The 24,953-nt window shown below is 72.2% G+C and carries 25 protein-coding genes; 11 read left to right on the forward strand and 14 right to left on the reverse strand.

What is annotated here, in order from left to right:
• The first annotated feature begins 212 nt into the window (after nt 1-212).
• The 3 genes from Pdca_RS20835 to Pdca_RS20845 are packed head-to-tail and all read left to right on the forward strand — an operon-like array spanning nt 213 to nt 4,391.
• The gene (locus tag Pdca_RS20835; protein ID WP_158092166.1) at nt 213-1,451 is read left to right on the forward strand and encodes a cytochrome P450; all 1,239 of its coding nucleotides are present in this window, start codon (nt 213-215) and stop codon (nt 1,449-1,451) included.
• A complete protein-coding gene (locus tag Pdca_RS20840; RefSeq protein ID WP_085913107.1) occupies nt 1,448-2,284 on the forward strand; it encodes a p-hydroxycinnamoyl CoA hydratase/lyase in 837 nt (278 codons plus the stop codon). Before Pdca_RS20835 ends, Pdca_RS20840 begins: the two co-directional genes overlap by 4 nt.
• A complete protein-coding gene (locus Pdca_RS20845) occupies nt 2,277-4,391 on the forward strand; it encodes an acetate--CoA ligase family protein (RefSeq protein WP_125911498.1) in 2,115 nt (704 codons plus the stop codon). The genes Pdca_RS20840 and Pdca_RS20845 overlap by 8 nt, the downstream gene beginning before the upstream one ends.
• Here the strand turns inward: Pdca_RS20845 and Pdca_RS20850 are convergent.
• From Pdca_RS20850 to pyk, 5 genes are read right to left on the reverse strand one after another with little or no spacing between them, the layout of a single operon-like run.
• Nucleotides 4,369-4,860: a CoA-binding protein gene (locus Pdca_RS20850; protein WP_174824309.1), complete on the reverse strand. Its 492-nt coding sequence runs from the start codon at nt 4,858-4,860 to the stop codon at nt 4,369-4,371. The genes Pdca_RS20845 and Pdca_RS20850 overlap by 23 nt on opposite strands.
• On the reverse strand, nt 4,857-6,200 hold the full coding sequence (locus tag Pdca_RS20855) for an O-acetylhomoserine aminocarboxypropyltransferase/cysteine synthase family protein (protein ID WP_085913014.1): 1,344 nt from the start codon (nt 6,198-6,200) through the stop codon (nt 4,857-4,859). Before Pdca_RS20855 ends, Pdca_RS20850 begins: the two co-directional genes overlap by 4 nt.
• A 24-nt stretch (nt 6,201-6,224) precedes the next feature.
• Entirely contained in the window at nt 6,225-6,938 is a 714-nt protein-coding gene (locus tag Pdca_RS20860) for a dienelactone hydrolase family protein (protein WP_085913013.1), read from the reverse strand.
• A complete protein-coding gene (locus Pdca_RS20865) occupies nt 6,935-7,849 on the reverse strand; it encodes an acyl-CoA thioesterase (protein ID WP_085913012.1) in 915 nt (304 codons plus the stop codon). The genes Pdca_RS20860 and Pdca_RS20865 overlap by 4 nt, the downstream gene beginning before the upstream one ends.
• Before the next feature lie 22 nt (nt 7,850-7,871).
• A complete protein-coding gene (pyk, locus tag Pdca_RS20870; RefSeq protein ID WP_085913105.1) occupies nt 7,872-9,296 on the reverse strand; it encodes a pyruvate kinase in 1,425 nt (474 codons plus the stop codon).
• A gap of 158 nt (nt 9,297-9,454) precedes the next feature.
• Between pyk and Pdca_RS20875 the strand changes: the two genes are divergently transcribed.
• Nucleotides 9,455-9,790, forward strand: coding sequence for a VanZ family protein (locus tag Pdca_RS20875; RefSeq protein WP_232021093.1), 336 nt, complete (start codon nt 9,455-9,457; stop codon nt 9,788-9,790).
• A 254-nt stretch (nt 9,791-10,044) separates the two neighbouring features.
• Complete coding sequence (locus Pdca_RS20880; protein WP_085913010.1) at nt 10,045-11,445, forward strand: NsdA family TPR-like regulatory protein; 1,401 nt, start codon at nt 10,045-10,047, stop codon at nt 11,443-11,445.
• On the opposite strand, the gene Pdca_RS20885 is transcribed toward Pdca_RS20880, so the two are convergent.
• Nucleotides 11,439-12,323 (reverse strand): aminoglycoside phosphotransferase family protein, encoded by an 885-nt coding sequence (locus Pdca_RS20885; RefSeq protein WP_085913009.1) that lies wholly within the window; start codon nt 12,321-12,323, stop codon nt 11,439-11,441. The genes Pdca_RS20880 and Pdca_RS20885 overlap by 7 nt on opposite strands.
• Nucleotides 12,324-12,832: 509 nt before the next feature.
• Between Pdca_RS20885 and Pdca_RS20890 the strand changes: the two genes are divergently transcribed.
• Both Pdca_RS20890 and Pdca_RS20895 read left to right on the forward strand, forming a co-directional pair.
• A complete protein-coding gene (locus Pdca_RS20890; RefSeq protein ID WP_125911499.1) occupies nt 12,833-13,099 on the forward strand; it encodes a hypothetical protein in 267 nt (88 codons plus the stop codon).
• Between the two features lie 131 nt (nt 13,100-13,230).
• On the forward strand, nt 13,231-13,872 hold the full coding sequence (locus Pdca_RS20895) for a DUF2461 domain-containing protein (RefSeq protein ID WP_085913104.1): 642 nt from the start codon (nt 13,231-13,233) through the stop codon (nt 13,870-13,872).
• Nucleotides 13,873-14,003: 131 nt separating this feature from the next.
• On the opposite strand, the gene Pdca_RS20900 is transcribed toward Pdca_RS20895, so the two are convergent.
• From Pdca_RS20900 to Pdca_RS20935, 8 genes are all read right to left on the reverse strand, one after another.
• Complete coding sequence (locus Pdca_RS20900; protein WP_232021094.1) at nt 14,004-14,378, reverse strand: hypothetical protein; 375 nt, start codon at nt 14,376-14,378, stop codon at nt 14,004-14,006.
• Nucleotides 14,379-14,448: 70 nt separating this feature from the next.
• Nucleotides 14,449-14,997 (reverse strand): DUF3558 family protein, encoded by a 549-nt coding sequence (locus Pdca_RS20905; RefSeq protein ID WP_158092165.1) that lies wholly within the window; start codon nt 14,995-14,997, stop codon nt 14,449-14,451.
• Between the two features lie 442 nt (nt 14,998-15,439).
• Nucleotides 15,440-16,336, reverse strand: a complete 897-nt coding sequence (gene lgt / locus Pdca_RS20910) for a prolipoprotein diacylglyceryl transferase (RefSeq protein ID WP_085913006.1) — start codon at nt 16,334-16,336, stop codon at nt 15,440-15,442.
• Between the two features lies 1 nt (nt 16,337).
• Nucleotides 16,338-17,204, reverse strand: a complete 867-nt coding sequence (gene trpC, locus Pdca_RS20915; RefSeq protein WP_085913102.1) for an indole-3-glycerol phosphate synthase TrpC — start codon at nt 17,202-17,204, stop codon at nt 16,338-16,340.
• Between the two features lie 22 nt (nt 17,205-17,226).
• Complete coding sequence (locus tag Pdca_RS20920; protein ID WP_085913005.1) at nt 17,227-17,847, reverse strand: Trp biosynthesis-associated membrane protein; 621 nt, start codon at nt 17,845-17,847, stop codon at nt 17,227-17,229.
• Complete coding sequence (locus Pdca_RS20925) at nt 17,844-19,418, reverse strand: anthranilate synthase component I (RefSeq protein WP_085913004.1); 1,575 nt, start codon at nt 19,416-19,418, stop codon at nt 17,844-17,846. The genes Pdca_RS20920 and Pdca_RS20925 overlap by 4 nt, the downstream gene beginning before the upstream one ends.
• Before the next feature lie 65 nt (nt 19,419-19,483).
• On the reverse strand, nt 19,484-20,110 hold the full coding sequence (locus Pdca_RS20930) for a response regulator (RefSeq protein ID WP_125911500.1): 627 nt from the start codon (nt 20,108-20,110) through the stop codon (nt 19,484-19,486).
• The gene (locus tag Pdca_RS20935; protein WP_197719787.1) at nt 20,107-21,312 is read right to left on the reverse strand and encodes a sensor histidine kinase; all 1,206 of its coding nucleotides are present in this window, start codon (nt 21,310-21,312) and stop codon (nt 20,107-20,109) included. The genes Pdca_RS20930 and Pdca_RS20935 overlap by 4 nt, the downstream gene beginning before the upstream one ends.
• Before the next feature lie 108 nt (nt 21,313-21,420).
• Between Pdca_RS20935 and Pdca_RS35690 the strand changes: the two genes are divergently transcribed.
• From Pdca_RS35690 to Pdca_RS20955, 4 genes are all read left to right on the forward strand, one after another.
• Nucleotides 21,421-22,323: a hypothetical protein gene (locus Pdca_RS35690; protein ID WP_085913001.1), complete on the forward strand. Its 903-nt coding sequence runs from the start codon at nt 21,421-21,423 to the stop codon at nt 22,321-22,323.
• Nucleotides 22,324-22,373: 50 nt separating this feature from the next.
• A complete protein-coding gene (locus Pdca_RS20945; protein ID WP_158092164.1) occupies nt 22,374-23,051 on the forward strand; it encodes a GntR family transcriptional regulator in 678 nt (225 codons plus the stop codon).
• A 92-nt stretch (nt 23,052-23,143) separates the two neighbouring features.
• Complete coding sequence (locus Pdca_RS20950; RefSeq protein ID WP_085912999.1) at nt 23,144-23,443, forward strand: hypothetical protein; 300 nt, start codon at nt 23,144-23,146, stop codon at nt 23,441-23,443.
• Nucleotides 23,440-24,918, forward strand: a complete 1,479-nt coding sequence (locus tag Pdca_RS20955; RefSeq protein ID WP_085912998.1) for a sodium:solute symporter family protein — start codon at nt 23,440-23,442, stop codon at nt 24,916-24,918. The genes Pdca_RS20950 and Pdca_RS20955 overlap by 4 nt, the downstream gene beginning before the upstream one ends.
• Nucleotides 24,919-24,953: the final 35 nt, after the last annotated feature.

Below are 24,953 nucleotides of genomic sequence, written 5' to 3' on the forward strand. Positions count from 1 at the left end.
GTGAAATTCCGCTATATCGAATCCAATTGGATTCCTCATTGCGGAATAATGTCCGATCCTGTTGCACTTATCGGGACACTGCGCGGTAGCGTCGCAGCCGGACGTGGGCCACGCCACAACACGGACCGGGTACGGATCCGGGCCCGCGGTACCGCCATCGCCCCCGCCCGCAGGTCCTGCGGGTCCCAGGATCGACACCACCGGAGGTGCCCGTGCCTGCGCTGTCCCAGCTCGTCGCACTCGACCAGGACACCCTGCGCTGTCCGGCCGACACCTACGAGGAGCTGCGCCGCCGCGGCGTGCATCACGCCCCCGAGATCGACGCCTACGTCGTCGCCCGGCACGACGACGTGGTCCGGGTGCTCCGAGACCAGAGCGTGTTCTCCTCCCGCAACACCGTCGGCCGGATCCCGCCGCCCGCCGACCCGGACCGGCCCACCCTGTCGCCGCTGCTCCTACTGTCCGACGACCCGGTGCACGCGCATCGCCGCAAGATCGTCAACCGGGCGTTCACACCTGCCCGGATCGCGGTCTGGGAACCCCGGGTCCGCGAGATCGCCGAGCAGCACGTCGAGCGGTTGCGGGACCTCCCGGATGTCGATCTCGTACGCGACCTGGCCGCTCTGCTGCCGGTGCGGGTGATCGCGCTGGTGCTGGGCGTCCCGCAGGACGACGTCGACCGGTTCCGGGCCTGGTCGGAGGAGATCACCAGCTCGGTCGGCAACCACGACGTCGACCCGGTGCGCCGTGACCAGGTCCAGGCCGAGTTCGCCGGCTACGTCTCGGCGCTGCTCGACCGCCGCGACGAGCATCCGGAGTCGAGCGTGCTCGCCCAGATCGCCGCCGCCGAGGCCGCCGGGGAGCTGACCCGCCACCAGTGCGTGAGCTTCGTGGCCGAGCTGCTGATCGCCGGCAACATCACCACGACCCACCACCTGTCGAGCAGCATCGCCCTGCTCGCCATCGACCCGTCCACGGCCGACCGGCTACGCGCCGATCGCGGCCTGGTCACCCCGTTCGTCGAGGAGTCGCTGCGGCTCGAGTCGCCGATCCAGGGCTTCTACCGGTTCGTCACCACCGACACCGAGATCGGCGGCGTGCCCGTCCCCGAGGGGTCCCGGGTCTTCGTGCTGTACGCGTCGGCGAACCGGGACGACGACGCCTGGCCGCAGTGCCCGCACATGCAGCTCGACCGGCCCAATCCCGCGGCGCACCTCGCCTTCGGCAAGGGCGCCCACGCCTGTATCGGGGCGTCACTGGCCCGGCTGGAGGGCCGGGTCGTCGTCGAGACGCTGCTGGAGCGGCTCGCCTCGCTCGAACTGAGGGTGGCCCCCGATGAGATCCGGTACGGGGCGAGCTTCGTCAACCACGGGCCGGTGAGTCTGCCGGCCCGCCTGACCTTCCGGAACGAACCGGACCGAGCCGCACAGGAGTGGGGACCGACCCGATGACGAGCTACAAGTGCATCAGGATCGACGTCGACGACCGGGTGGCGACGGTGACGCTCGACCGCCCCGAGAAGCGGAACGCGATGAGCCCCCGGCTCAACCAGGAGATGGTGTCCGCGCTCGACGGCATCCGGCGCGATCCCGACATCGACGTACTCGTGCTGACCGGCGCCGGAGAGGCCTTCACCGCGGGGATGGACCTCAAGGAGTACTTCCGGGAGACCCAGCACGACCCGATCGCGTTCGAGGCCGCCCGGGACACCGCCTGGCAGTGGCAGTACAAGCTGCTGCGCTACCTGCCGCAGGTGACGATCGCCGCGGTCAACGGGTGGTGCTTCGGCGGCGGGTTCCAGCCACTCGTCTCCTGTGACCTCGCGATCGCCGCCGACGAGGCACGGTTCGGGCTGTCCGAGGTCAACTGGGGCATCATTCCGGCCGGGCTGGTCACCAAAGACGTCGCGCTCGCGATGGGCTACCGGCACGCGATGCACTACATCCTCACCGGCGAGACGTTCGACGGGCGCCGGGCCGCCGAGATCGGCCTGGTCACCAGCTCGGTGCCGCGGGCCGAGCTGGACGCTGCCGTCGCCGAGCTGGTCGGTCGCCTGCGCGGGCTCAATCCGCACGTCCTGCGGTCGGCGAAGGAGGTCTACCGGCACTCGCTGACCATGGACTACGAGCAGGCGTGGGACTACATCGGCGCGAAGGCCGTGCAGCTCCGCACCCGGGACCCGGAGAACGGCCGGTCGCGCGGGATGAGCCAGTTCCTCGACGAGAAGTCGTTCCGCCCGGGTCTGGGTGCCTACGCCCGGCCGGGGCCGGCGTCCGATGCGTGAGCTGGGCCCGCTGCTGGCACCACGCAGCGTCGCGGTGATCGGCGCGTCCGGCACGCTCGACTCACTGCCCGGCCGGCCGGTACGCAATCTGCTCGCCGCCGGCACCGGGATCGAGGTGTTCCCGGTCAATCCCCGGCGGAACGGGATCGGCGGGCTGCGCTGCTACCCGGACGTGGCCGAGCTGCCGGTCGCGCCGGACGTCGCGCTGATCCTGACCCCCGCGGCGGCCGTCCCGGCCGCCGTCGAGGCCGCCGGGCGGCGGGGTACCGGGGCGGCCGTGGTCATCAGCGCCGGTTTCGCCGAGACCGGCGAGGACGGCGCCCGGCGACAGCGGGAGCTCGCCGACACCGCCCGCGCGCACGGCATGCTGCTGCTCGGGCCCAACACGATCGGCCTGCACGACTACCGGCGCGGGCTGCCGCTCAGCTTCGTCTGGACCGGGCGCACGCCGGAGCGGACCACCGGTGCGGTCGCGGTGGTCACCCAGAGCGGATCCGGGATGGCATCGCTCTGTGACCGGCTGCTCGATCACGATCTGCCGCTCGGTCACGGCGTCGCGACCGGCAACGAGGCGGACGTCTCGGTCACCGACCTGATCGAGCACTTCGCCGAGCAGGACGACGTCCGGGTGGTCGTCACGGTGTTCGAGCAGATCCGGGACGGCGAGCGGTTCCTCGCCGCCTGCCGGCGGCTGCACGCGCTCGGCAAGCCGCTGGTCGCACTCAAGCTGGGCCGCACCGCGTCCGGGAGCTCGGTCGCGCGGTCGCACACCGGCGCGCTCGCCGGCTCCTACCCGGTGTTGCGGGCCGTGCTGCGCCAGCACGGTGTGCTGGAGGTCGACGACCTGGAGGACATCGGCCCGACCGTCACCGCGGCCCTGGCCGGCCGGTTCCCGGCGGGACGCCGGTTCGCGGTCGTCACCAGCTCCGGCGGCGCGGCGGTGATCGCCGCCGACCGCGCCGACGAGCTCGGTATGGAACTCCCCCCGTTCAGCCCCGCAGCCCGGGAACGGATCCGGCCCTACCTGCCCGACCTGGCCGCGGTGCACAACCCGCTCGATCTCACCGCCCAGGCGATGCGTCACCGGTTCGCGCTCGCCGATGTCCTCGCCGTGGCCCAGGACGGTGACGACGTCGACGCGGTACTCGTCGGGACCCCGAGCGGTGCGGGCGACTACGGACTCGCGCTGGCCGACCGCCTCGCCGAGGTGGCAGCCGCGGGGGACAAACCGGTCCTGTCGTTCATCCTCGGCGGCGAGGAGGGGGCGCCCCAGCGTCGGCGGCAGCGCGACGGCGGGCTGCCGGTGTTCCGGTCGCCGGGCGAGGCGGTGGCGACCCTGGAGCGGTTGTCCCGCTTCCGCCGGGCCCGGCCCCGGAACCTGCCGGAACCGGCCGGCGCGGCGGCACACGACCTCCCGAGCGGCGCACCGTCCGAGCACGCGACGCTGAGCTGGTTGCAGCGGTGCGGGATCGCCACGGTGGAGCAGCGACTCGCCCGTACCGCCGAGGAAGCGATCCAGCACGCCGGCGCGCTCGATCGCCCGGTCGCGCTCAAGATCAGCTCACCGGACATCGCCCACAAGACCGAGATCGGCGGGGTCGCGCTCGACCTGCGCGACGCCGACGGGGTCCGCGCCGCGTTCGACGCGGTGACCGGTGCCGCGGCCCGGGCGATGCCCTCGGCCCGGCTGGACGGGGTCACCGTGTCACCGATGGTCGATCCCGTGCTGGAGCTGATCGTCGGGGTGCACCGCGATCCGGACCTCGGCCCGGTGCTGGCACTCGGGCTGGGCGGGACGTGGACCGAGATCCTGCACGACGTCGCGCTGCGCGCGGTGCCCCTCGATCCGGCCGACGTCCCCGAGATGATCGACGAGCTCCGCGCGGCCGCGGTGCTGCGCGGAGCCCGCGGCCGTCCCCCGGTCGACCCGGCCGCACTCACCACACTCGTCGTCACCGTGTCCCGGATCGCCTGGGACTGCGGGGACGCGCTCACCGGGCTGGACCTCAATCCGGTCGCGATCACCGCCGACGGAGCACCGGTCGTCCTGGACGCGCTGCTGCAGCTCACCGCGACCGGCGCCGTCAGCCCCGTCGTCGGGAGCTGATCACCCCGGTGTTGAACCCGGCCAGGTGCAGCCCACCGGCGAACCGGGCGTGCTCGACCTTGAGGCAGCGGTCCATCACCACTTCCAGGCCGGCCTCCTCCGCCCGGCCTGCCAGGTCGGTGTCGAACAGCCCGAACTGCAGCCAGAAGGTGCGCGGCAGCGGATCCAGGGACAGCACCTCGTCGAGCACGCCCGCCAGCTCGGCGGGCTTGCGGAACACGTCGACGAGGTCCGGCACGACCGGCAGCTCGGCCAGCGACCGGTGCACCGGCCTGCCGAGGATCTCGGTCGCGTTCGGGTTGACGAAGTACACCTCGTACCCGGTGGAGGCGAGCAGGTAGGTGGCGACGAAGTTGCTGGCCCGCGACGGGTTCGCCGAGGCACCGACGATCGCGACGCTGCGGGTCTCGCGCAGGATCTGCTGCCGCCGGACGGCGGGCGGGTTCTCCCAGGTCGTCTCCGAGGTCACGGGATCTCCTTGGTCGCTGCGGTGAGGGCCTGGTCGAGGTCCCAGAGGATGTCCTCGGGGTCCTCCAGCCCGACCGAGATACGGATCATGTCCCCCGGCACCCCGGCCTGCTCCAGCTGCTGCGGGGTGAGCTGCTGGTGGGTCGTCGACGCCGGGTGCAGCACGAGTGTGCGGGCGTCGCCGACGTTCGCGAGGTGGCTGCACAGCTGCACCGCCTCGATGAACCGGGAGCCGGCGGCCCGGCCGCCCTGCCCGTCCGGCGAGCTCCGGTCGGCGACCCCGAAGGAGAACACCGCGCCGGGCCCGTCCGGCAGGTACTGCGCGGCCCGCTCGTGGTGCGGGTGCGACGGCAGACCCGGGTAGGTGACGTAGGAGACCCGCGGATCGGCCTCCAGCCACTCGGCGATCCGCTGCGCGTTCGCGACGTGCGCCGCCATCCGCTGCGGCAGCGTCTCCACCCCCTGCAACAGCAGGAACGCCGAGTGCGCCGACAGCGTCGCGCCGACGTCACGCAGCTGCTCGGCCCGCAGCTTCGTCAGGAAGCCGAGTTCCTTGAAGTTCCCCCACCAGCTCAGCCCGCCGTAGGACGGGACCGGCTCGGTCATCCCGGGGAAGTTGCCGTTGCCCCAGTCGAACGTCCCGGCCTCGATCACGACGCCGCCGAGCGTGGTGCCGTGCCCGCCGAGGAACTTGGTGACCGAGTGGATCACGATGTCCGCGCCGTGCTCGATCGGCCGGCACAGGAAGGGCGTCGCCAGTGTGGCGTCCACGATCAGCGGCAGCCCGGCCGCATGGGCGACCTCGGCCAGCCCGGCGACGTCGGCCACCTCACCGCCCGGGTTCGAGACGATCTCGGCGAACACGAACCGGGTCTCCGGCCGGATCGCGGCGGCGTAGTCGGCCGGATCGGTGCCCGGGACGAACGTCGTGTCCACCCCGAATCGGCGCAGCGTCACGTCCAGCTGGGTGATCGTTCCGCCGTAGAGCCCGGCCGCGGCCACGACGTGGTCGCCGGCTCCGGCGAGCGCGGCGAAGGTCAGGAACTCGGCGGACTGGCCGCTGGCCGTGCAGACCGCGCCGATGCCGCCGTCCAGGCTGGCGAGGCGCTCCTCCAGCGCGGAGACCGTCGGGTTCGCGATCCGGGAGTAGATCAGGCCGTACTTCTGCAGCGCGAACAGCGCCGCCGCATCGTCGCTGTCGCGGAAGACGTAGCTGGTGGTCTGGTGGATCGGTACGGCCCGCGATCCGGTCGCCTCGTCCGGCACCGTCCCGGCGTGCACGGCCCGGGTGCGGAAGCCCCAGGCCCGGTCCTGCTGCTGGCTCTCGCTCACCCGGCCCATCCTGCCCTCACGGCCCGGGTCGCGTCACAGGTGCTCCGTGAGGAAGGTCAACACCCGCGCGGTCGCGTCGGTCGCGGACGGCTCGTGGTACTCCAGGTGCATCGGCGTCCGGGCGGCGACCGATCCGGTGGCGCCCGGCGTCCGGGTCATGAACGAGTGCCCGGCGTCGGGATAGACCTTCACGTCGTGCGGGATCCCGCGCTCGGCGAGATCGGCCTCCAGCCGCTGCGGGTAGCCGTCCCGGAACTCCAGGTCACGGCCGCCGAAGCTGGCCACCACCGGGCAGAGCGGCTCGACCCGCGCGGCGGTACGGCCGTAGAACGGCACCGCCACCCGGTACAATCCGGTGCCCGACAGCAGCAGCGCGAACCCGCCGCCCATACAGAACCCGATCACGCCGATCCGGTCGGCGTCGACCGTGGGCTGCTCGGCGAGCCAGCGCCGCGCCGACTCGCAGTCGCCCAGCGCGGCACCCCGGCCGGTCGCCATCGTGGTCATCGTGGACGCCACGCACAGCGGCTTCACCCGGCCGCGGGCGAACAGGTCCGGGATCAGCACGGTGTAGCCCTCGCGGGCGAGGTCCCGGGCGATCCGGCGCATCTCCGGGGTCATCCCGAACAACTCGTAGATCATCACGAGCGCCGGGCCGGGCGTGTCGCCGCCGTCCGGGCGAGCCAGGAAGCCGGGCAGCCGGCCACCGTTCACGCTGGGGATCGACACATCCGCCTCGACCGTCATCGCCGCTCCCCCGAACCCGGGACCCGGACCAGGCCCTCCTGCATGGTGGTGGCGACCATCCGGCCGTCCTCGGTGAAGAAACGGCCCCTGGCCAGGCCGCGGCCACCGGACGCGGCGGGCGAGTAGCACTCGTAGAGCAGCCACTCGTCGGCCCGGAACGGCTCGTGGAACCACATCGCGTGGTCCAGGCTGGCCATCTGCACCTCGCCGGTGGGCGCCGGGTGCCGGGCGAGTACCGAGCCGAGCAAGGTCAGGTCGCTGGCGTAGGTGAGCAGGCAGACGTGCAGCAATCGCTCGTCGGGCAGCTCGCCGTCGGCGCGCAGCCAGAGCCGGGTCGGCTCCTCGCTCGGCCCCGTGCTGCGCGACCGCGGCGGCTCGCCGATCAGCCGGATGTCCAGCGGCCGGGGCAGACCGGACATCCAGCTGCTCTCGCCGCGCACCGCCCGGGCGCCCAGGTCGTCGAGCTCGTCCGGGGCGGGCAGACCGACCGGCATCGGCTCGGAGTGCACCAGCCCGTGCTGCTCCAGCTGGAACGACGCGGACAGCGCGAAGATCGCCTCACCGCGCTGGACCGCCAGCACCCTGCGGGTGGTGAAGGAGCGGCCGTCGCGCACCCGCTCGGTCTCGTAGACGATCGGGATGCTCGGGTCCCCCGGCCGGATGAAGTAGGCGTGCAGCGAGTGCACCCCCCGGTCCTCGGGGACCGTCCGGCCGGCCGCGACGAGCGCCTGCCCGGCCACCTGCCCACCGAACACCCTGGGCAGCGACACCGGCGGGCTGACCCCACGGAAGAGGTTGTCCTCCAGGCGTTCCAGGTCGAGCAACGCGACCAGGTCGTCGAGTACGGCCTGGCCGCGCGGCACACCGTCGACGGCGGTCGGTCCGGGCGCGGGTTCGGGTTGGGCGCTCACGGGGACGGAGTATGCCGGTTCCTCAGGCGTGGTCGTCCTCGCCGAGGCGGTGCACCCGGATCAGGTTGGTCGAGCCGACCGTGGCGGGCGGCGAGCCGGCGACGATCACCACCAGGTCACCTGCCTTGAACCGGCCGATCGACAGGATCGCGTGATCGACCTGGCGGACCATGGCGTCGGTGGAGTCGACCCGGTCGACCAGGAACGTCTCCACGCCCCAGGTCATCGCGAGCTGGCTGCGCACCGCGGGCTCCGGGGTGAAGGCCAGCAGCGGCAGCCGGGTGTGCAGCCGGGCGAGCCGGCGCACGGTGTCCCCGGACTGGGAGAACGCGACCAGCGCCCGCGCCGAGAGCCGCTCGCCGATGTCGCGGGCGGCGTAGGACAGCACACCCCGCTTCGTGCGCGGAACGTGGTTCAGCGGCGGGACGGTCGCCGGGCCGGCCTCGACGGCCTCGACGATCTCGGCCATCGTCCGGACGGTCTTGATCGGGTACCGCCCGACGCTGGTCTCGCCGGACAGCATGACGGCGTCGGTGCCGTCGAGCACCGCGTTCGCCACGTCCGAGGTCTCGGCCCGGGTCGGACGCGAGTTGGAGATCATCGAGTCCAGCATCTGGGTCGCGACGATGACCGGCTTGGCGTTCTCCCGGGCGATCTGGATGGCCCGCTTCTGCACCAGCGGCACGTTCTGCAGCGGCAGCTCGACGCCGAGGTCACCGCGGGCGACCATGATCCCGTCGAAGGCCAGGACGATGGCCTCCAGGTTGTCGACGGCCTCCGGCTTCTCCAGCTTGGCGATCACCGGGACCCGGCCGCGGCCGGTGTTGTCCATGATCTTGTGGACGAGGTCGATGTCCGCGGGGCTGCGGACGAACGAGAGCGCGACGACATCGACCCGCAGCGACAGCGCGAACTCGAGGTCGGAGACGTCCTTGTCGCTGAGCGCGGGCACCGTGATGTTCATGCCCGGCAGGTTCAGGCCCTTGTTGTCCGAGACCGGGCCGCCCTCGGTGACCCGGCAGACGACGTCGTTGCCCTCGATGGCGACGACCCGCAGGCCGACCTTGCCGTCGTCGACGAGCAGCCGGTCGTCGACCTTCGCATCCTGCGCGAGGCCCTTGTAGGTGGTGGAGACGCGGTCGTGGGTGCCGGCGACGTCGTCGACGGTGATCCGGATCTCCTCGCCGGTGCGCCACTCGGTGGGGCCGTCGGTGAAGCGGCCGAGCCGGATCTTCGGGCCCTGCAGGTCGGCCAGGATCCCGACCGCGCGGCCGGTCGCGTCGGCCGCGGCGCGGATCAGGTCGTAGACGCGCTTGTGGTCCTCGCGGTCGCCGTGGCTGAAATTCAGCCGCGCCACGTCCATCCCGGCGTCGACGAGGTCCCGGATCCGGTCCGGCGTCGCGGTGGCCGGACCGATGGTGCAGACGATCTTGGTTCGACGTGTCACGGCGCCCACCCTAGCCCCGTTCTGGAACGATCAGGTTCCGGCGGCACGGCCTGTCGGTGTCCGGTTCGCGCCGTGCAGCCGACCGGTAGCCACCCGACCGCCACCCGACTGCCGGACCGGGCGGCTCGGCCCGCCGGATCGACCGGCAGACTGAGCCGGTGCGTGTCCAGCCGTTCGTCCTCGCGCTGCTGCTGAGCCTGGTGGTGCTCTTCACCCCCGCGGCCGGGGTGCCGACCGCGCCACCGGGCACCGACAAGGTCGTTCACCTGGCATTGTTCGCGCTGCTCGCGTTCACCGGGCGGACCGCGGGGATCCGCCCGTGGCCACTGCTGGCGGGCCTCACGGTGTACGCGGCGGCCTCCGAGGTACTGCAGGCATTGCTGCCGCTGGGTCGCAGCGGGGACCTGCTCGACGGGCTCACCGACGTCGCGGGCGCCGTGCTGGGGCTGGGGCTCTACGCGGCACTGGACCGATTCAGGGCCCGGGCTGTGTGAAGGCTCGTCCGGAGGAGTGCTCCGCGGCCGTCCGGAGGCGGTGACCTGTTCACCGGCAGGCGTGGGGTCGTCCGGCGTTCCGGGAACGACGGGCATCAGCTCGAGCGGCCTGACGGGACTGCCTCACGACGATAGGGTCCGGGTCTCGACAACTGTTCCGGTGCCGTGGCATCGAGGCAGATCTCCGGGCGTGCCGTCGACAGGTCGCAGCGGGGGCCACACCGGGGTAGCCGCCGGACGGAGGTGATTGGTCGGTGCCGACGAACGAGCGTCTTGTCGCGCTGATGACCGACGCCGGGTTCCTGGACCGCGGCGGCACGATCGGTCGGAAGCGCTTCACGCGGGCCGTCAACGAGACGGCGGCCGCTCGCACGGCGGGGCGCAGTTACACGCACACCTACGTCAGCCGGTGGCTCAACGGGGTCACCCCGCGCGACGAGGTGACCCACGACGCCATCCGGGAAGCGCTCGGGACGCGACTCGGCCGCATCGTCTCCCCCGACGAGCTCGGCTTCCGTGTGTCGTACACCGTGTCACCTGATGTCGGACTGTCGTACCCGGACGACCCCGAGCAGGGGGTGACGACGCTCGTCGAGCTTCTGGAAGCCGACCTCTCCGGCGCCGCGCGGTTCGGCGAGACGACCGAATGCATCGCGGCGTGGAACGATGCGGCGCTGGCGTGGCTGGTCGGGAGCCGACACCCCGTCATCGGATCGGACGCCACCGTCCGGATCGGCGCATCCGATGTGGACCGGCTCCGAACGATGCGGCAGACGTTCGACCGGCTGGACGGCATGTTCGGCGGGGCTCATGCGCGCACAGCACTGGTGCACTACCTCCGGACCGTTCTCCCGAAACTCCTGAGATCCGAAGGACGGGCGGACGTCAGAGAGCGGCTGTTCTCCGCGGCCGGCGAGCTGACGCAGCTCGCCGCGTGGATGTCCTACGACGCCGGTCGTCACGGACTCGCGCAGCGCTACTTCATCCAGGCTCTAGGTCTCGCCGATGCGGGACAGGATCGCCTGCTGTCCGCGAGCATCCTGGACGCGATGAGTCATCAGGCGAGTTTCCTGGGCCGACACCGGGAAGCGGCCGCCATGGCTCGCGCGGCGCGGCTCGGGACCGACAACGGTGCCGTGCCGATCCTGACGGCGCATTTCCACGTCATGGAGGCACGCGCCCTGGCCCGGATCGGTGACGCGAGCGCGTGCGAGCGCGCGATGGACGACGCCGTCCGACACTTCGGGCGACACACCCCCGGTGAAGGACCGGAGTGGATCGGCTACTTCGACGGCGCCGAGCTGGCCGCCGAGTTGGGGCACTGCCAACGGGACCTCGGCCGTCCGGCGCCGGCGATCGAGCACGCGACCCAGGCACTCGACTCGGCATCCGGCTCCTGCGCGCGCAGTGACTTCTTCGTGTCGATGGTCCTTGCCCATGCACACCTCGACCAGGGCGATGTCGAGGAAGGGTGCCGTGTCGCGGAGCAGGCGATCACGGCCGGTGAGGGCCTGGACTCGGTCCGGTGCCACAGCTACGTCACCGAGTTCCGCGAGCGTCTCGCCCGGTACCGGACCAGCGGTGTCGCGCGAGAGTTCGTCGGCCGGGTGCGGGCCGCCCGGCTGTGGTCACCGCCGGCGAGCGTGGCTCAGTAGGCGCCCCAGTCCCGTCGGCTCGCGCCGGTCCGGATGGCGGTGATCCGCTTCTCCGCTTCCTCCGACGTCGCCGCGGACTCGCCGGCCTTGCGGCCGAGCCACGTCGTCATGGCGATCTCCCGCATGTCGGCGAGGGCGGAGTACCCCTCCCACGTCGTCAGGTCGTACCCGTAGACCTCGACGAACGTTCGGTATTCCTCGCATGTGTGCCAGCCGAGCCGGTCATGGAACAGCGCGGTTTGGATCAGATCCCATTCACGCGCGCCGACGGCGAAGCTGTCCAGGTCGATGAGTACCGCCTGCCCGTCGTCCCCGAGAAGCACGTTGCCGACATTCGCGTCCCCGTGGATCACACCGCGAGGAAGCGTGAACGGCAACAACGGGAATGCCTCGCGCGCCCATTCGATCCGCTCCCGGAGGAAGGCACTGTTGACCGCGGACAGATCCGGCAGGGCAGGCAGCTGATCGCCGGGGGCGCCGAACGGTCGCAGCGCGGGGAGGTCGATATCCGACGGAACGTCAAGGCTGTGCAGGTCGCGGATCAGTCGCGCGACGTCGCCGATGGGTGCGTACACGTCGTTCCGGCAGACTGATCCCCACAGCGTCACCACCCGGCCGGACGCCTCGATCGGCTGTTCGACGGGCAGCGCGCGGGTGGCCGGGAAGCCGATCCGTTCCAGCCAGCGTGCCACCCGCACCTGCCGCTCGGCGTTCGCCCGGAAAGTCAGGTCCGGAGCGACGCGACCGATGAAATCCGAGTCGATCCGATACACCGAATTCGATCCGACCCGTACCAGCTCGACGAGCTCGGTCGGTAGACCCGCCAGTCCGGACGCTTCGATCAGCGCAGTTCGAGCTCGGGAATCCGAAACGGGCACGGGCACTCCACCAAGCTCACAATTGTCCGAGACGGCGTCGATGGCAGGACGTTCGGCGACCTGGGCGGGTCGGGTCCGATTCTCGCCGAACTCGTCGATCGAGGCAGTCTAGGCCAAAGCCCTCCGTGGTGATTCACGAGACGGCGACCGTCCAACTGTGCCCCCACGTGTGCCCTGTTGAGGGGATACCACTCCGTCGACGCTCGAGGAGTGCCTCACGTCGTCGGATCGCCGGCTCGGCCGGCCCAGCCTGCATCGACCTCCGGGCCGGACCGATACCACCGTCATCGACCGGAGAACGTCCGCACCCCGTGGGGCGTCCGTGGAACCGCACCGCGACCTACCTGGTCGGGTCGTCTGCGTCGTCGGCTGCGCGGGTGGACTCGAAGCGCAACGCCGGATTCCGGTTGCGTCGTCGGCGAGCCGACACGTCCCGGTACGGGCGAACCGCAGATCGGTCGCGCACGCGATGGTCCGGGCGGAGCCGGCCGGCCATGCACGGACGCCGGATGACGATCGACGACGGACACCGGGAGCGACGCGGTGCCCGACCTGTTGTGGAGCCGACGGGACGGGCGTGGCGACCGGTCGCCGCAGAGCTCTTCCGCAGGCAACCCGGCGCCGTGCGACGGCTGCTCGCCGAGCACGTCGACGATGGGACCGGCCACTGCAAGAAGTGCTGGTCACAGCACGGAAACCCGCGCCACCCGTGCAACGTCCGGTTGTTCGCACTCGACGGCTGCGGTCCCGCAGCGGCGCACCGGCGCTCCCTCTGACTCCCTGTTCAGGACGTGGCGAGACCGCGTCTCCGGCGCTGCGGGCCGCAGCGGAGCGGTCAACGGTTGCCCGGCTTCCCGAGCCCGGCCGCGGAGCAGGCCCCGCCCCTGGCCGGAGTACGGTGACCGCCATGTCCGGCAAGCGTTTCCGCGGTTTCGGAGAAGCGGTGGTCGACTTCTACGAGGGGCTCGAAGCCGACAACTCGAAGGCGTACTGGACCGATAATCGCGCGATCTACGAAGCGCAGGTCCGTGCGCCGATGCTGGACCTCCTCGCGGACCTGGAACCCGAGTTCGGCGCGGGCAAGGTGTTCCGGCCGTACCGAGACCTACGGTTCTCGCCGGGCCGGGAGCCGTACAAGACCCAGTGCGGCGCCACGGCCGGGGCCAACTACGTGCAGGTCTCAGCAGACGGACTGATGGTCGCCACGGGCTACTACGCGATGGTCCCGACGCAGGTGGCGCGTTACCGCGCTGCGGTCGACGACGACCATCGCGGGCCGGAGCTGGCACGGATCGTCACGTCGCTCCTCAACGAGGGTTTCACCGTCGCCGGGCAACGGCTCAAGACCCGGCCCCGTGGCGTGTCCGCCGATCACCCACGGCTCGACCTGCTGCGCCACCGGAGTCTCTACGTGTGGTGCTCCTGGCCGCCCGCCGACGATCTGCACGCACCAGGCCTCGACGAGCGCGTCGCCGATGCCTGGCATCGACTTGCGCCGCTTGCGGAATGGCTCAATGCCCACGTCGGAGTGGACATCGACGAAGGTTGAGCCTGCCCCTGTCGGTTACCGTCCTACCCACGCAGCGGCGCTCGTTCGGGCCGATCCGGTGGCCGGCGGTCTCGATCGGGTCGGGAGTCCGCCGCATGGGCCCGAGGGCAGCGCCAGTGCCTGCGGTTGCCCTATCCCCCAGCCCGGTCGCCCTGCGGGACACCGGTGGAGCGGAACGAGTCGACAGCCTCGTCCTCGACCAAACCGTATTGCCGGGCTGCCTCACCCAGCCGGTCGCACGCCTCGTCCAGCTCGGCCATGTGTGCCTTCTGGGCCGCGAAGATCTCTCCGATCTCGCGCTGGAACATTTTCTGCGCGTCCCTCGACACCGGGTCATCGCCGCAGCGGTCGATGTGCCTGAGCGAGTCCGCAGCGCGGAGCGCCTGCCGGATGGACCGGGACTGTTCGGCGAGGGCATCTCGGACCTGCAGCACGTTACCGATGTCGATCTGCGTCATCAGGCTGTCCGAGGCGGTCCCACGGGGCAGTCGTGCGTCGATGTCCATACCGGCGACCGTAGGAAGCTCGACCGCCCGCGAGGCCCGCTCCGGGGAACCGGTTCACTCCCGTGAACGATCAGGGCGCTGCCGCGCCGAGATTCCGGATCGCCTTCGATGCGACGTCCCGGGCCCGGCCGCACACCGTGTCGAACGACGGGATGCCGCTCGCATCGTCCTTGGTCGCACGCACCTGGACCCGGATCGCCTCCACGTCGGAGACGTCGACGTAGAGGGTGCACAACGGCATCGACGTCCCGTCCGTCGACTCGACGACCACCCCGTACCCGTCGAGGACATCGACGGTGGAGTCGGCACCGCCCACCGCGACCACCGCACCGTCGGCGATCGTCTGGACGCCGTAGCTGTAGCCGTCGTCGTAGTTGATCCACCCACAGATGCGGGTCGGCCCGTTGGACAGCTCCCTGGTACTGGCCTCCCCCGGCTCGACACCCAGCTCGGCCTGCTCCCCCACGGTGAGCGCCCGGCACATGTCGACGGTGGACACGTCGATGTCGGCCGGTCGCTCCGGGAAGGGACTCGCCGGATCCGCGGCGCCGCTCCCACACCCGGCGAGCAGAGCACCCACGGTGACCAGGGCGGACAAGAGTGGGGCGGGACGGGACACCTGGTCCTCCGGGGATCTCGGGAGATCCACAGACTAGTGCCGGGCGTACCCCGGCAGGGGCGTTCGGCGGAACCGGCGTCCACCCCTCACTTACGCGCGAGCGCTATCACCTCTGCTCCCGTGCCGTCGGAGTCCCGGCCGTAGTGGCTGGCCACCAGACGTCCGCATTCCTGGACAGCGTCGTCCGCACCATGCCCAGTTGTCGATAGAGCGCCGCAGGAGAGCCCATGAGTACGACTCGGATTCCCGTCCGATCACGCGAGTTACGGCTGTTCGCGTGCCCCGATCCCAACGTGGCAGCCGACCTGTTCACTCTCGCGGACGTCCCGGTTCCGGGGCTCGACGAAGGGCAGGTGCTCTTACACGATGAGTGGACGAGCGTGTCGGTGGTCGCCGGCGAACCACGCTTTGCCAGCAGCGTGGGCGGTTGCTGTCCCACCCCTCACGCGCCCTCCTTGGTCGCGGGACTCTCCTCCGGATCCGGCTGGGAGAATTCCTCGCGCCCCTTCGGTGCGAGCACCAGGTACGCGATCGCTCCGGCGAACAGCACGGCGGACACGACCACGTTGATCCGCAGGTCGCCGAGGACCCGGGTGGCGGGGTCGGTGCGCATCAGCTCGATGAAGAACCGGCCGAAGGTGTAGCCCGCGACGTAGACGGCGAACGCACGGCCGTGGCCGAGCCGGAACCGCCGGTCCGCGTACACGACGAGCGCGGCGACGACGAGATTCCACAGCAGCTCGTAGAGGAACGTGGGATGCACGATCGCGATCGGCGTCGGGTCCAGCACGACACCGCCGATCGGGTCCTCCAACCCGGTCCCCGGGTCGACCCGCCGGTAGATCTCCAGCCCCCAGGGCAGGGTGGTCGGCCCGCCGTACAGCTCCTGGTTGAACCAGTTCCCGAGCCGCCCGATCGCCTGCGCCACCACGATGCCCGGGGCGACGGCGTCGGCGAACACCGGCAGCGGCACGCCGTAGCGCCGGCAGCCGATCCAGGCTCCGACACCGCCGAGCGCGACCGCGCCCCAGATGCCCAGCCCGCCGTTCCAGATCGCCAGCGCACCCCAGGGGTCACCGCCGGGCCCGAAGTAGACGTGCCAGTCGGTGGCGACGTGGTAGAGCCGGCCCCCGAGCAGGCCGAAGGGGACCGCCCACACGGCGACGTCGAGCACCGTGCCGGGCCGCCCGCCGCGGGCGACCAGCCTGCGCTCGCCCCACCACAACGCGACCGCGATACCGGCGATGATGCACAGCGCGTACGCCCGGATCGGGATCGGACCGAGGTGCCACACCCCGCGGTCCGGGCTGGGGATGGACGCGAGGACGGTCGTGAGCATCTCAGGCCCCGGTGCGGCTGCAGGACGGGTGGAAGCCCGCCGCGACCAGCCCACGCACCGCAGCCGCCGGGTCACCGCTGGTGACCAGGCCCTCGCCGACGAGCACCGCGTCGGCGCCCCAGCCGGCGTAGGTGAGCAGGTCACCCGGGCCGCGGACGCCGGACTCGGCCACCTTGATCACGTTCGACGGCAGGCCGGGCGCGATCTGGCCGAACACCGAGCGGTTCACCTCGAGCGTGTGCAGGTTGCGCGAGTTCACCCCGATCAGCGTCGCCCCGGCCTCCAGCGCGCGGTCACACTCCTCCTCGGTGTGCACCTCGACCAGCGGGGTCATTCCGAGCGACTCGACCCGGTCCAACAGCGACGCCAGCACCGGCTGCTCCAGCGCGGCGACGATCAGCAGCACCACGTCGGCGCCGTGCGCCCTGGCCTCGTGCACCTGGTACGGCGTCACGATGAAGTCCTTGCGCAGCACCGGGACGTCGACCCGCGCGCGCACCGCGTCGAGGTCGGCGAGCGAGCCGCCGAAGCGGCGCTCCTCGGTGAGCACACTGATCATCCGGGCGCCGTTCGCGGCGTAGGCCTCGGCCAGCTCCGCGGGATCCGCGATGTCGGCCAGCGCACCCTTGGAGGGGCTGGCCCGCTTCACCTCGGCGATGACACCGACACCCGGCTCGCGCATCGCCGCCATCGCGTCGCGGGGCGGGGCGGCCGCTGCCGCCCGGCGCTTGATCTCCGCCAGGTCGACGGCGCGTTCGCGTTCGGCGAGGTCCGCGCGGACACCGTCCACGATGGACTCCAGTACGCTGGGCACCGGCCCGCCGTTCTCGTTCTGGCCCACCGCGTCGAATCCTCCTCCACCGGCCATCGGCCCGGTCGTCGGCGTCATGCTAGTTGTCGCTCTCACGCGGCCCGACGGTCGGGTCGCCGCCCGCGTCGAGCCGCTCCCAGGCCGCCCGGTCCGGGTCCGTCTCCGGGGCTTTCGCCCCAGGTGCGGCGTAACGGGAGCCGAGCTTCGGCAGCCGGGGCTCCCGGATCACCAGCAGCACGGCGGCGATCAGCGCGATCACACCACCGGCCACCGCCAGCCACGGCCAGGGTGTCGCCTCGACCGCGCCGATGCCCTCCGGCGCTCCGCCGGTGTTCAATCCGGCCCGCGCGGAGGCGAGCTCGGCCGGGGTCGGGGGCACCGCGACCAGGCGCACGGTCAGCGCGACGGCCGCACCCGCACCGAGCACCACCAGCACGCCGAGCAGCCGCCGCGCGATCCCGGACAGCGCGATCAGTGCCGCCACCGCGGCGACCAGCAGTGCCGCCACCGCGGTGACGCTCGGCTGCAGCTGGGCGCCGGTCGCCGAGGCCGCCACCGTGCCGCGGGTCGCGGTCGGCACGTCGACGGTGAACCACGGCGCCGTCCCCGAGCCCCACAGTGCCGCGGCTCCGAGCAGCAGCCCGAGCACCACGATCCCGAGGCCGCGACGGTCGTCGCGGACGGCTCCGCCGGCCGTCATGCGCTGCCCTCGGGCGGTCGCAGCGAACCGGCCGCCGCGACGGCGGAGAGCACCGCCCTGGCCTTGTTCAGGCACTCCGCGTCCTCAGCGGCCGGATCCGAATCGGCGACGATCCCGCCGCCTGCCTGCACGTACGCCGTGCCGCTGCGGATCAGCGCCGTGCGGATCGCGATCGCGGTGTCGGCGTTACCGGCGAAGTCCAGGTAGCCGACGATGCCGCCGTACTGCCCGCGCCGGGTCGGCTCCAACCGGTCGATCACCTGCATCGCGCGCACCTTCGGCGCGCCGGACAGGGTGCCGGCCGGGAAGCAGGCGAGGACGGCGTCGAAGGCGGTCCGGCCCGCGCGCAGCAGCCCGGTCACCGTGGACACCAGGTGCATGACGTGGCTGTAGCGCTCGATCTCGAAGAAGTTCCGGACCGTCACCGTGCCCGGCTCGCAGACCCGGCCCAGGTCGTTGCGGCCCAGGTCGACCAGCATGAGGTGCTCGGCGCGTTCCTTCTCGTCGCCGCGCAGGTCCTTCTCCAGCTGCTGGTCCTCCTCCTCGGTGGCACCGCGCCAGCGGGTGCCCGCGATCGGGTGCGTGGTCGCGCGCCCGTCGAGCACCGTGACCAGCGCCTCCGGGCTGGACCCGACGATCGAGAACGGCTCGCCACCGGCGGCGTCCTCCAGCCTCAGCAGGTACATGTACGGGCTCGGGTTCGTCGTGCGCAGCACCCGGTACACCTCGAGCGGATCGGCCGCGCACGGCATCTCGAACCGCTGGGACAGCACGATCTGGAAGGCCTCGCCGGCCCGGATCTGCTCCTTCGCGACCTCGATCGCGGCGTGATGCTGCTCCGGGGTGCGACGGCGGGTGAACTCCGGCTCGCCCGGCCGGTACATCGCCACCGTGCTCGCCGCGGGCGCCGCCAGCTCGCCGGTCATCCGGTCCAGCCGGGCGACCGCGTCGTCGTAGGCCTGGTCGACCCGGGCGTCGGTGGCATCCCAGTTGATCGCGTTGGCGATCAGCGTGATCGTGCCCTCGTGGTGGTCGAGCGCCGCCAGGTCGGTGGCCAGCAGCATCACCAGCTCGGGGAGCTGCAGGTCGTCGACGGCCGGGGTGTCCGGGTCGGCGATCCGCTCCACCCGGCGGACGATGTCGTAGCCCAGGTAACCGACCATCCCGCCGGTCAGCGGCGGCAGCCCGGGCAGTGGCTCGGAGTGCAGCTCGGTGATCACCGAGCGCAGTGCCTCCAGCGGGTCGCCGGTCGTCGGCAGCCCGTCCGGGACCTCACCCGTCCAGCGCAGCTCGCCGTCCACAGCGGTCAGCGCGGCGGCGCTGCGGGCCCCGACGAACGACCAGCGCGACCAGGACCGCCCGTTCTCGGCGGACTCGAGCAGGAACGTCCCGGCGGCCCCCTGCGCGAGCTTGCGGTAGACCCCGACCGGGGTCTCGTCGTCGGCGAGCAGCCGACGGCTCACCGGGATGACCCGGTGCTCGCGGGCGAGCTCGTGGAACTCCTCGCGACTCGGGCTCACCGCACCCAACGCGGCCACGGGGACGGACGTGGTGGTGGAGCTCGCGGTCATGCGACCCATTGTCCCCGAGCCCGCCGGACGCGGACGGCGGGGTGAAGCCCGGCCCGCACAGGCGCTCACCCGGCCGGGAACCGCGGGTCGACGAAGCCGGACTCGTAGGCGGCGACGACGGCCTGGGTGCGGTCCCGCGAGCCGGTCTTCGCCAGCACACCGGCGACGTGCGTCTTGATCGTCTCGACACCGAGGTGCAGCTCGGCGGCGATCTCGGCGTTGGACAGGCCACGGGCCACCAGGCGCAGCACGTCGCCCTCGCGGGCGGTGAGCCCGGCACCGGCCAGCCGGTCGCCGCCGTCACCCGCGAAGCCGGCCACCAGCTCCCGGACCGCGGCCGGGAACAGCAGCGACTCCCCCGTCACGACCGTGTGCACCGCCCGGACGATGTCGCGCGGCGGGGTCCGCTTCAGCAGGAAGCCGGTGGCGCCGGCGCGCAGTGCGTCGTAGACGTAGCGGTCGTGGCCGAACGTGGTCAGCACGAGCACCCGCGGCGGATCCGGCCGGCGAAGCAGCTCGCGGGTCGCGGTGATCCCGTCCACCGCGGGCATCCGCACGTCCATCAGGACGACGTCCGGTCGCAGCCGCCGGACCAGGCCGACGACCTCCAGATCGGGCTCGGCCCCGATGACGGCCCGCAGGCCGGTGCGGACCAGTTCCTCGTCGTCCACCAGCAGCACCCGGACGGTCATCGGGCACCCCCCTGCACCGGCAGGCTCGCCCGCAGCACCCAGCGTCCGCCGTGCGGGGCGGCGCTCAGCGTGCCACCGAGCAGCGCCACCCGTTCGGCCGCACCGGCGAGTCCCCGGCCCTGCCGTGTGCCCGGTCCCTGGCCGCCCGCCGGATTGACCACCCGCAGTTCCACACCGTCCGGGCCGCGGCGCAGGCACAGCTCGACCGGTCCCGGATCGGCGTGCCGCAGGGCGTTCGTCAGGGCCTCCTGGGCCAGCCGGTAGAGCTCCCGGGAGACCGTCGCCGGGATGCCCGCGACGCTGTCCACCTCGGCGGACAGGTCCATGCCCGCGGTGCGGGCTCCGGCCAGCAGACCGTCGAGCGCGTCCAGGTCGCGCACCGGGGCGGACGACGCGGGCCCGCCGCCCTCGTCGTCCCGGAGCACGCCGAGTACGTGATCGAGATCGTCGAGCGCGGCGCGGCCGGTCTCGGCGATGCTCTCCAGCGCCCGCCGGACGAACGCCGGATCGGAGTCGAGCACGGTCGCCGCCGCACCGGCCTGCAGCGTGGTCACGGTCAGCGCGTGCCCGACCGAATCGTGCAGCTCGCGGGCCAGCCGGGCCCGCCCGGCCTGCCGGTCGGCGCGCTCCCGGGTGCGCAGCAGCTCGGCGGCGAGCCGCTCGGCGGGGGTGGGGCCGAGCATGCGCGGCGCGAGCCGAGCCTGCAGGCCGCCCAGCAGCACCGGGACGACGACGGCCACCGGCAGCAGGGCCAGACCGGCGACCGGGGTCCACCAGGCGTCGGCCCCGGTCGGCAGCCCCGGCAGCGGCTGCCAGGGAGCGCTCAGCAGGCCGACCGACTGCGGGATCACCAGCAGCACCGTCGCGGCGCCGAGCGTCCCGCAGACGACGCAGAACAGCAGCCACCCGGCGGCCCGGACCCGTCCGCCGGCGCCGGGTGCGGGAGCGGGCTCCGGCAGCTCGCCCGGTGCCGGGTCGAGCAGCGTGCGGGCGGCGGCGGTCGCCAGCTCACGGACCCCGGGCAGCACCAGCACCCCGGCGCCCACCAGCACGGCCGGTCCCACCAGCAGGGTCACCGCGACCGGGCCCACGCCGGAGGCCACGATGCCGGCCAGCAGCCAGGCCAGTCCGGCGTAGGGCAGCAGTACCACCGCGCCCAGCAGGACGTGCAGTGCCCGCCGCGCGGCCCGTCCTGCTGTCACGACGGAGATCGTCGCAGATCGGCGACGTCACGGGCTCCCTCCCACGGGGGAGCAGGTCCCCTCGCCGGCGGGATCCGCGCCGGCCCCGGGCCGCGCAGTCTCGACGACATGACCGACACCATCACCGCCCGCCGGGTACTCGGCCTCGGAGCCGCCGCCGGCACGCTGCCCTATCTCTGGCTGAAGATCTCCTGGCTGAGCGGGAACCCGCTCGGGATCGAGGACCCGAACCTGCTGCAGGACACCTCGTTCCTCGTCGCCAACGCCGTCACCGTGCTGCTCGCCATCTGCGTGAGCGGCCTGGCCGCGGTGCTCGGGACCCGGTGGGCGCTGCGCGCGCCCGCCGTGGTCGTCCTGCTGCCCGGCTGGGTCGGGACCGGGCTGCTGCTGCCCACCGTGCTGGTCGCCCCGCTCGTCCCGCTGGTCACCTCCGACCCGGCTGACGGGATCGCCGGCTGGGTCACCCCGACGGTCTACTCCGGATTCGCCGTCCAAGGGGTCTTCCTGCTCGCCGCGTTCGCGCTGTTCGTGCGGGACCGCTGGTGGCGGGCGGCCGTCACCCCGTCGCCGGTGCCCGAGCCGGTGCGCGCCCTGCTGCGCGCGACCGCGGGCGGTGGCGCCGTCTTCGGAACGGTCTCGGCGGCATTGCAGCTGATCGACGCCGCCGGGTCCGGCTCGTTCACCGGGGTCGCGGTCGGCGTGGTGCACGCGGGACTGGCCGTCACCGGGGTCGTCGCGGTGCTCGCACTCGCCGCCGGGCGGGCCGGCCCGTCGACCGTGATCGCGGCCTGGGCCGGGAGCTCGGCGCCCTTCGCCGCAGGGCTCTGGGCCGCCGCGACCGCGATGACCACCACGGCCGGGGGCAGTGGGGCACTGCTCGGGCTCGCCGACCTGACCGGCCTGCTCAGCGGGTTCGCGCTCGCCGTGGCGGCCCTCATCGCCGTCAGCGGATCCACTGTCTCGTACACAATCGCGACCTCCGCACCGCGCAAATCGGCCGTCAACGGTTGATAACCGCCTAATCCGCCTCTATCTTGTGCACAATCGTAGGAGGTGGTCGTGTGACCGGGGACGACGTCGTCCCGGGCGCCGGAGAACAGGCGGCGGACCGGGTGCACGCCACCCTCCGGGCGGAGATCCTGGACGGGCTCCGCCCGGCGGGCGCCTGGTTGCGCGAGGAGGAGATCGCCGCCGCTCAGGGCACCAGCCGGACCCCGGTGCGGGAGGCGATCCGCAGGCTCGCCGCCGACGGGCTCGCCGAGATCGCGCCACGGCGCGGTGCCGTCGTCGTCGGCTGGGACGCCGACGATCTCGACGAGCTCTTCGACCTGCGGGTCGTACTGGAGGGGCACGCCGCCGCCCGCGCCGCCGTCTCCGGGCGTGCCGATCTCGACCGGCTGCACGAGCTCTGCGACCTCATGGAGGCGCTGCGGACCCCACCGGACTATCCCGCGATCACCCGGTTGAACCTGGAGTTCCACCGGGAGGTGCACCGCGCGGGTGGACGGCGGGTGCTGCCGGAGCTCGTCGCCCGTGTCGTCGAGGCTCCGCTCGTGCAGAGCACCATCCGGCGCTACACCCCCGCCCGGCTCGACCGCAGCTTCGCACAGCACCGGGATCTCGTCGCCGCGATCGAGGCCGGCGACGCCGACTGGGCCCGCGCCGTCATGACCGCCCACCTGCGGGCCGCCCGGGAGGTCGTCCGGGACGCGGTCACCGCCGAGTCCCGGCCGTCCTGATCCGGCCCTGATCCGGCGCTCCTGATCCGGCGCCTCCGATCCCGCCCGACACCGAACCGACCCCCCGACGACGCCGCCGAGGAGTGCCTGACGTGGACCATCCCCCATCCGAACCGACGACCCCGCCCGGGGAACGCGAACCGATCCGCTCACCCTGGCTGTTCGCCGTGCTGCTGGTGATCGTGCTCGCCGGAACCCCGGTCTGGTATCCGACCGGGCTGATCGAGCCGCTGGTGTTCGGGGTGCCGTTCTGGTTCGCGATCTCGGTCGCCAGCACGCTCGCGTTCGCCGGGTTCGTGTCATGGATCTGCATGCGCCGCTGGAACATCGCCGAACCGGCCGAGACGGCGGCAGCAGCGGAAGCAGCAGCGGAGCGGGGTGACGACCGATGAACGACCTGATCTTCGCGGGCCCCAGCGGCGTCGCGATCCTCTGCGCCTACGCCGTCATCATGCTGGTGATCGGCTGGTATGCCGGGCGCAGCGGCGGCACCGGCACCGCACGCGGCTACTTCACCGCGGGCGGCGGCCTCGGCATGGTGACGCTGTTCTTCACCCTCTACGCCACGCAGTACAGCGGGAACTCGGTGGTGGGCTACCCGCCGCAGGCCTACCGCGAGGGCTTCCTCTGGTGGCAGTCGGTGCCGTTCATGATCGCGGTCATCGCGGTGTACCTGCTGTTCGCGCCCCGGCTCTACGTCCTCGCCAAGCAGAAGGGCTTCGTCACCCCGACCGACTTCGTGCGGGACCGCTTCGGCAGCACCCGGCTCAGCCTGCTGACGATCGCGCTGATGCTCTGGGGCCTGGGCAACTACGTCCTCGAACAGCTCGTCGCGATGGGGCACGGCATCGCCGGGCTGACCGGGGAGACGATCCCCTACGAGATCGGCGTCGTCGGGTTCATCGTCGTCATGCTGGCCTACTCGTGGACCGGCGGGATGCGCGCGATCGCGATGACCGACGTCATGCAGGGCACCGCGATGCTCGTCGGCATCGGTGCGCTGCTGGCCGGTGCGGTCTACCTGACCGGCGGGCTCGGGACGCTCACGACCTACCTGACCGAGACCTCGCCGGAGCTGGTCGGCGTGCCGGAGACCTCGGACGCGATCAACTGGTTCGCGATGATCGTCATGATCGGCTTCGGCGCCGCCGTGTACCCGCACGCCATCCAGCGGGTGTACTCCGCCCGCAGCGAGCGCACGCTCAAGCGCTCGCTCGCGTTCATGGCGTGGATGCCGCTGGTCACCACCGGTGTGGTCTTCGTCGTCGGCATCGCGGGCATCCAGCTGTTCCCCGGGCTGGACACCGCGGCCTCCGAGCAGCTCGTCGGCCTCATCGCCAACGAGGTCGCCGCCACCAACGTGCTGTTCTACCTGCTGATGATCCTGCTGTTCGGCGGCATCGTCTGCGCGATCGTGTCCACCGCCGACTCCGCGGTGCTGGCGTTCTCCTCGGTCGTGTCGAGTGACCTCTACGGCCGCTACATCGCCCCCGAGGCCTCCGACAAGCGCAAGGTGCTGGTCGGCAAGCTGGTCGGCGTCGCGATGGTGTTCGCCCTGCTGGCGATCGCCTGGAACCCGCCGGGAACGCTGTTCAGCATCTTCGTGCTGAAGTTCGAGCTGATCGTGCAGCTCGCGCCGGTGTTCATCCTCGGGCTGTACTGGAAGCGGATGTCGGCCGGACCGACGTTCTGGGGGATGCTCACGGGCGCCGTCGTCGCCGGTGGCACGACGCTGATCGGCTGGGGTCCGTTCTACGGCGTTCCGGCCGGGCTCGTCGGGCTGGCCGCGAACGTCACCATCTGCGTGATCGGTTCGCTGCTGCTCACCCGCGGCCGCAGCCGTGACGACGTGACCGCGACCGCCTGATCCGACTGATCCGTCTGGCCGGGCCCGCGCCGGGC

Origin of the sequence: Pseudonocardia autotrophica (genome assembly GCF_003945385.1) — a bacterium.
Classification (GTDB): Bacteria; Actinomycetota; Actinomycetes; order Mycobacteriales; family Pseudonocardiaceae; genus Pseudonocardia; species Pseudonocardia autotrophica.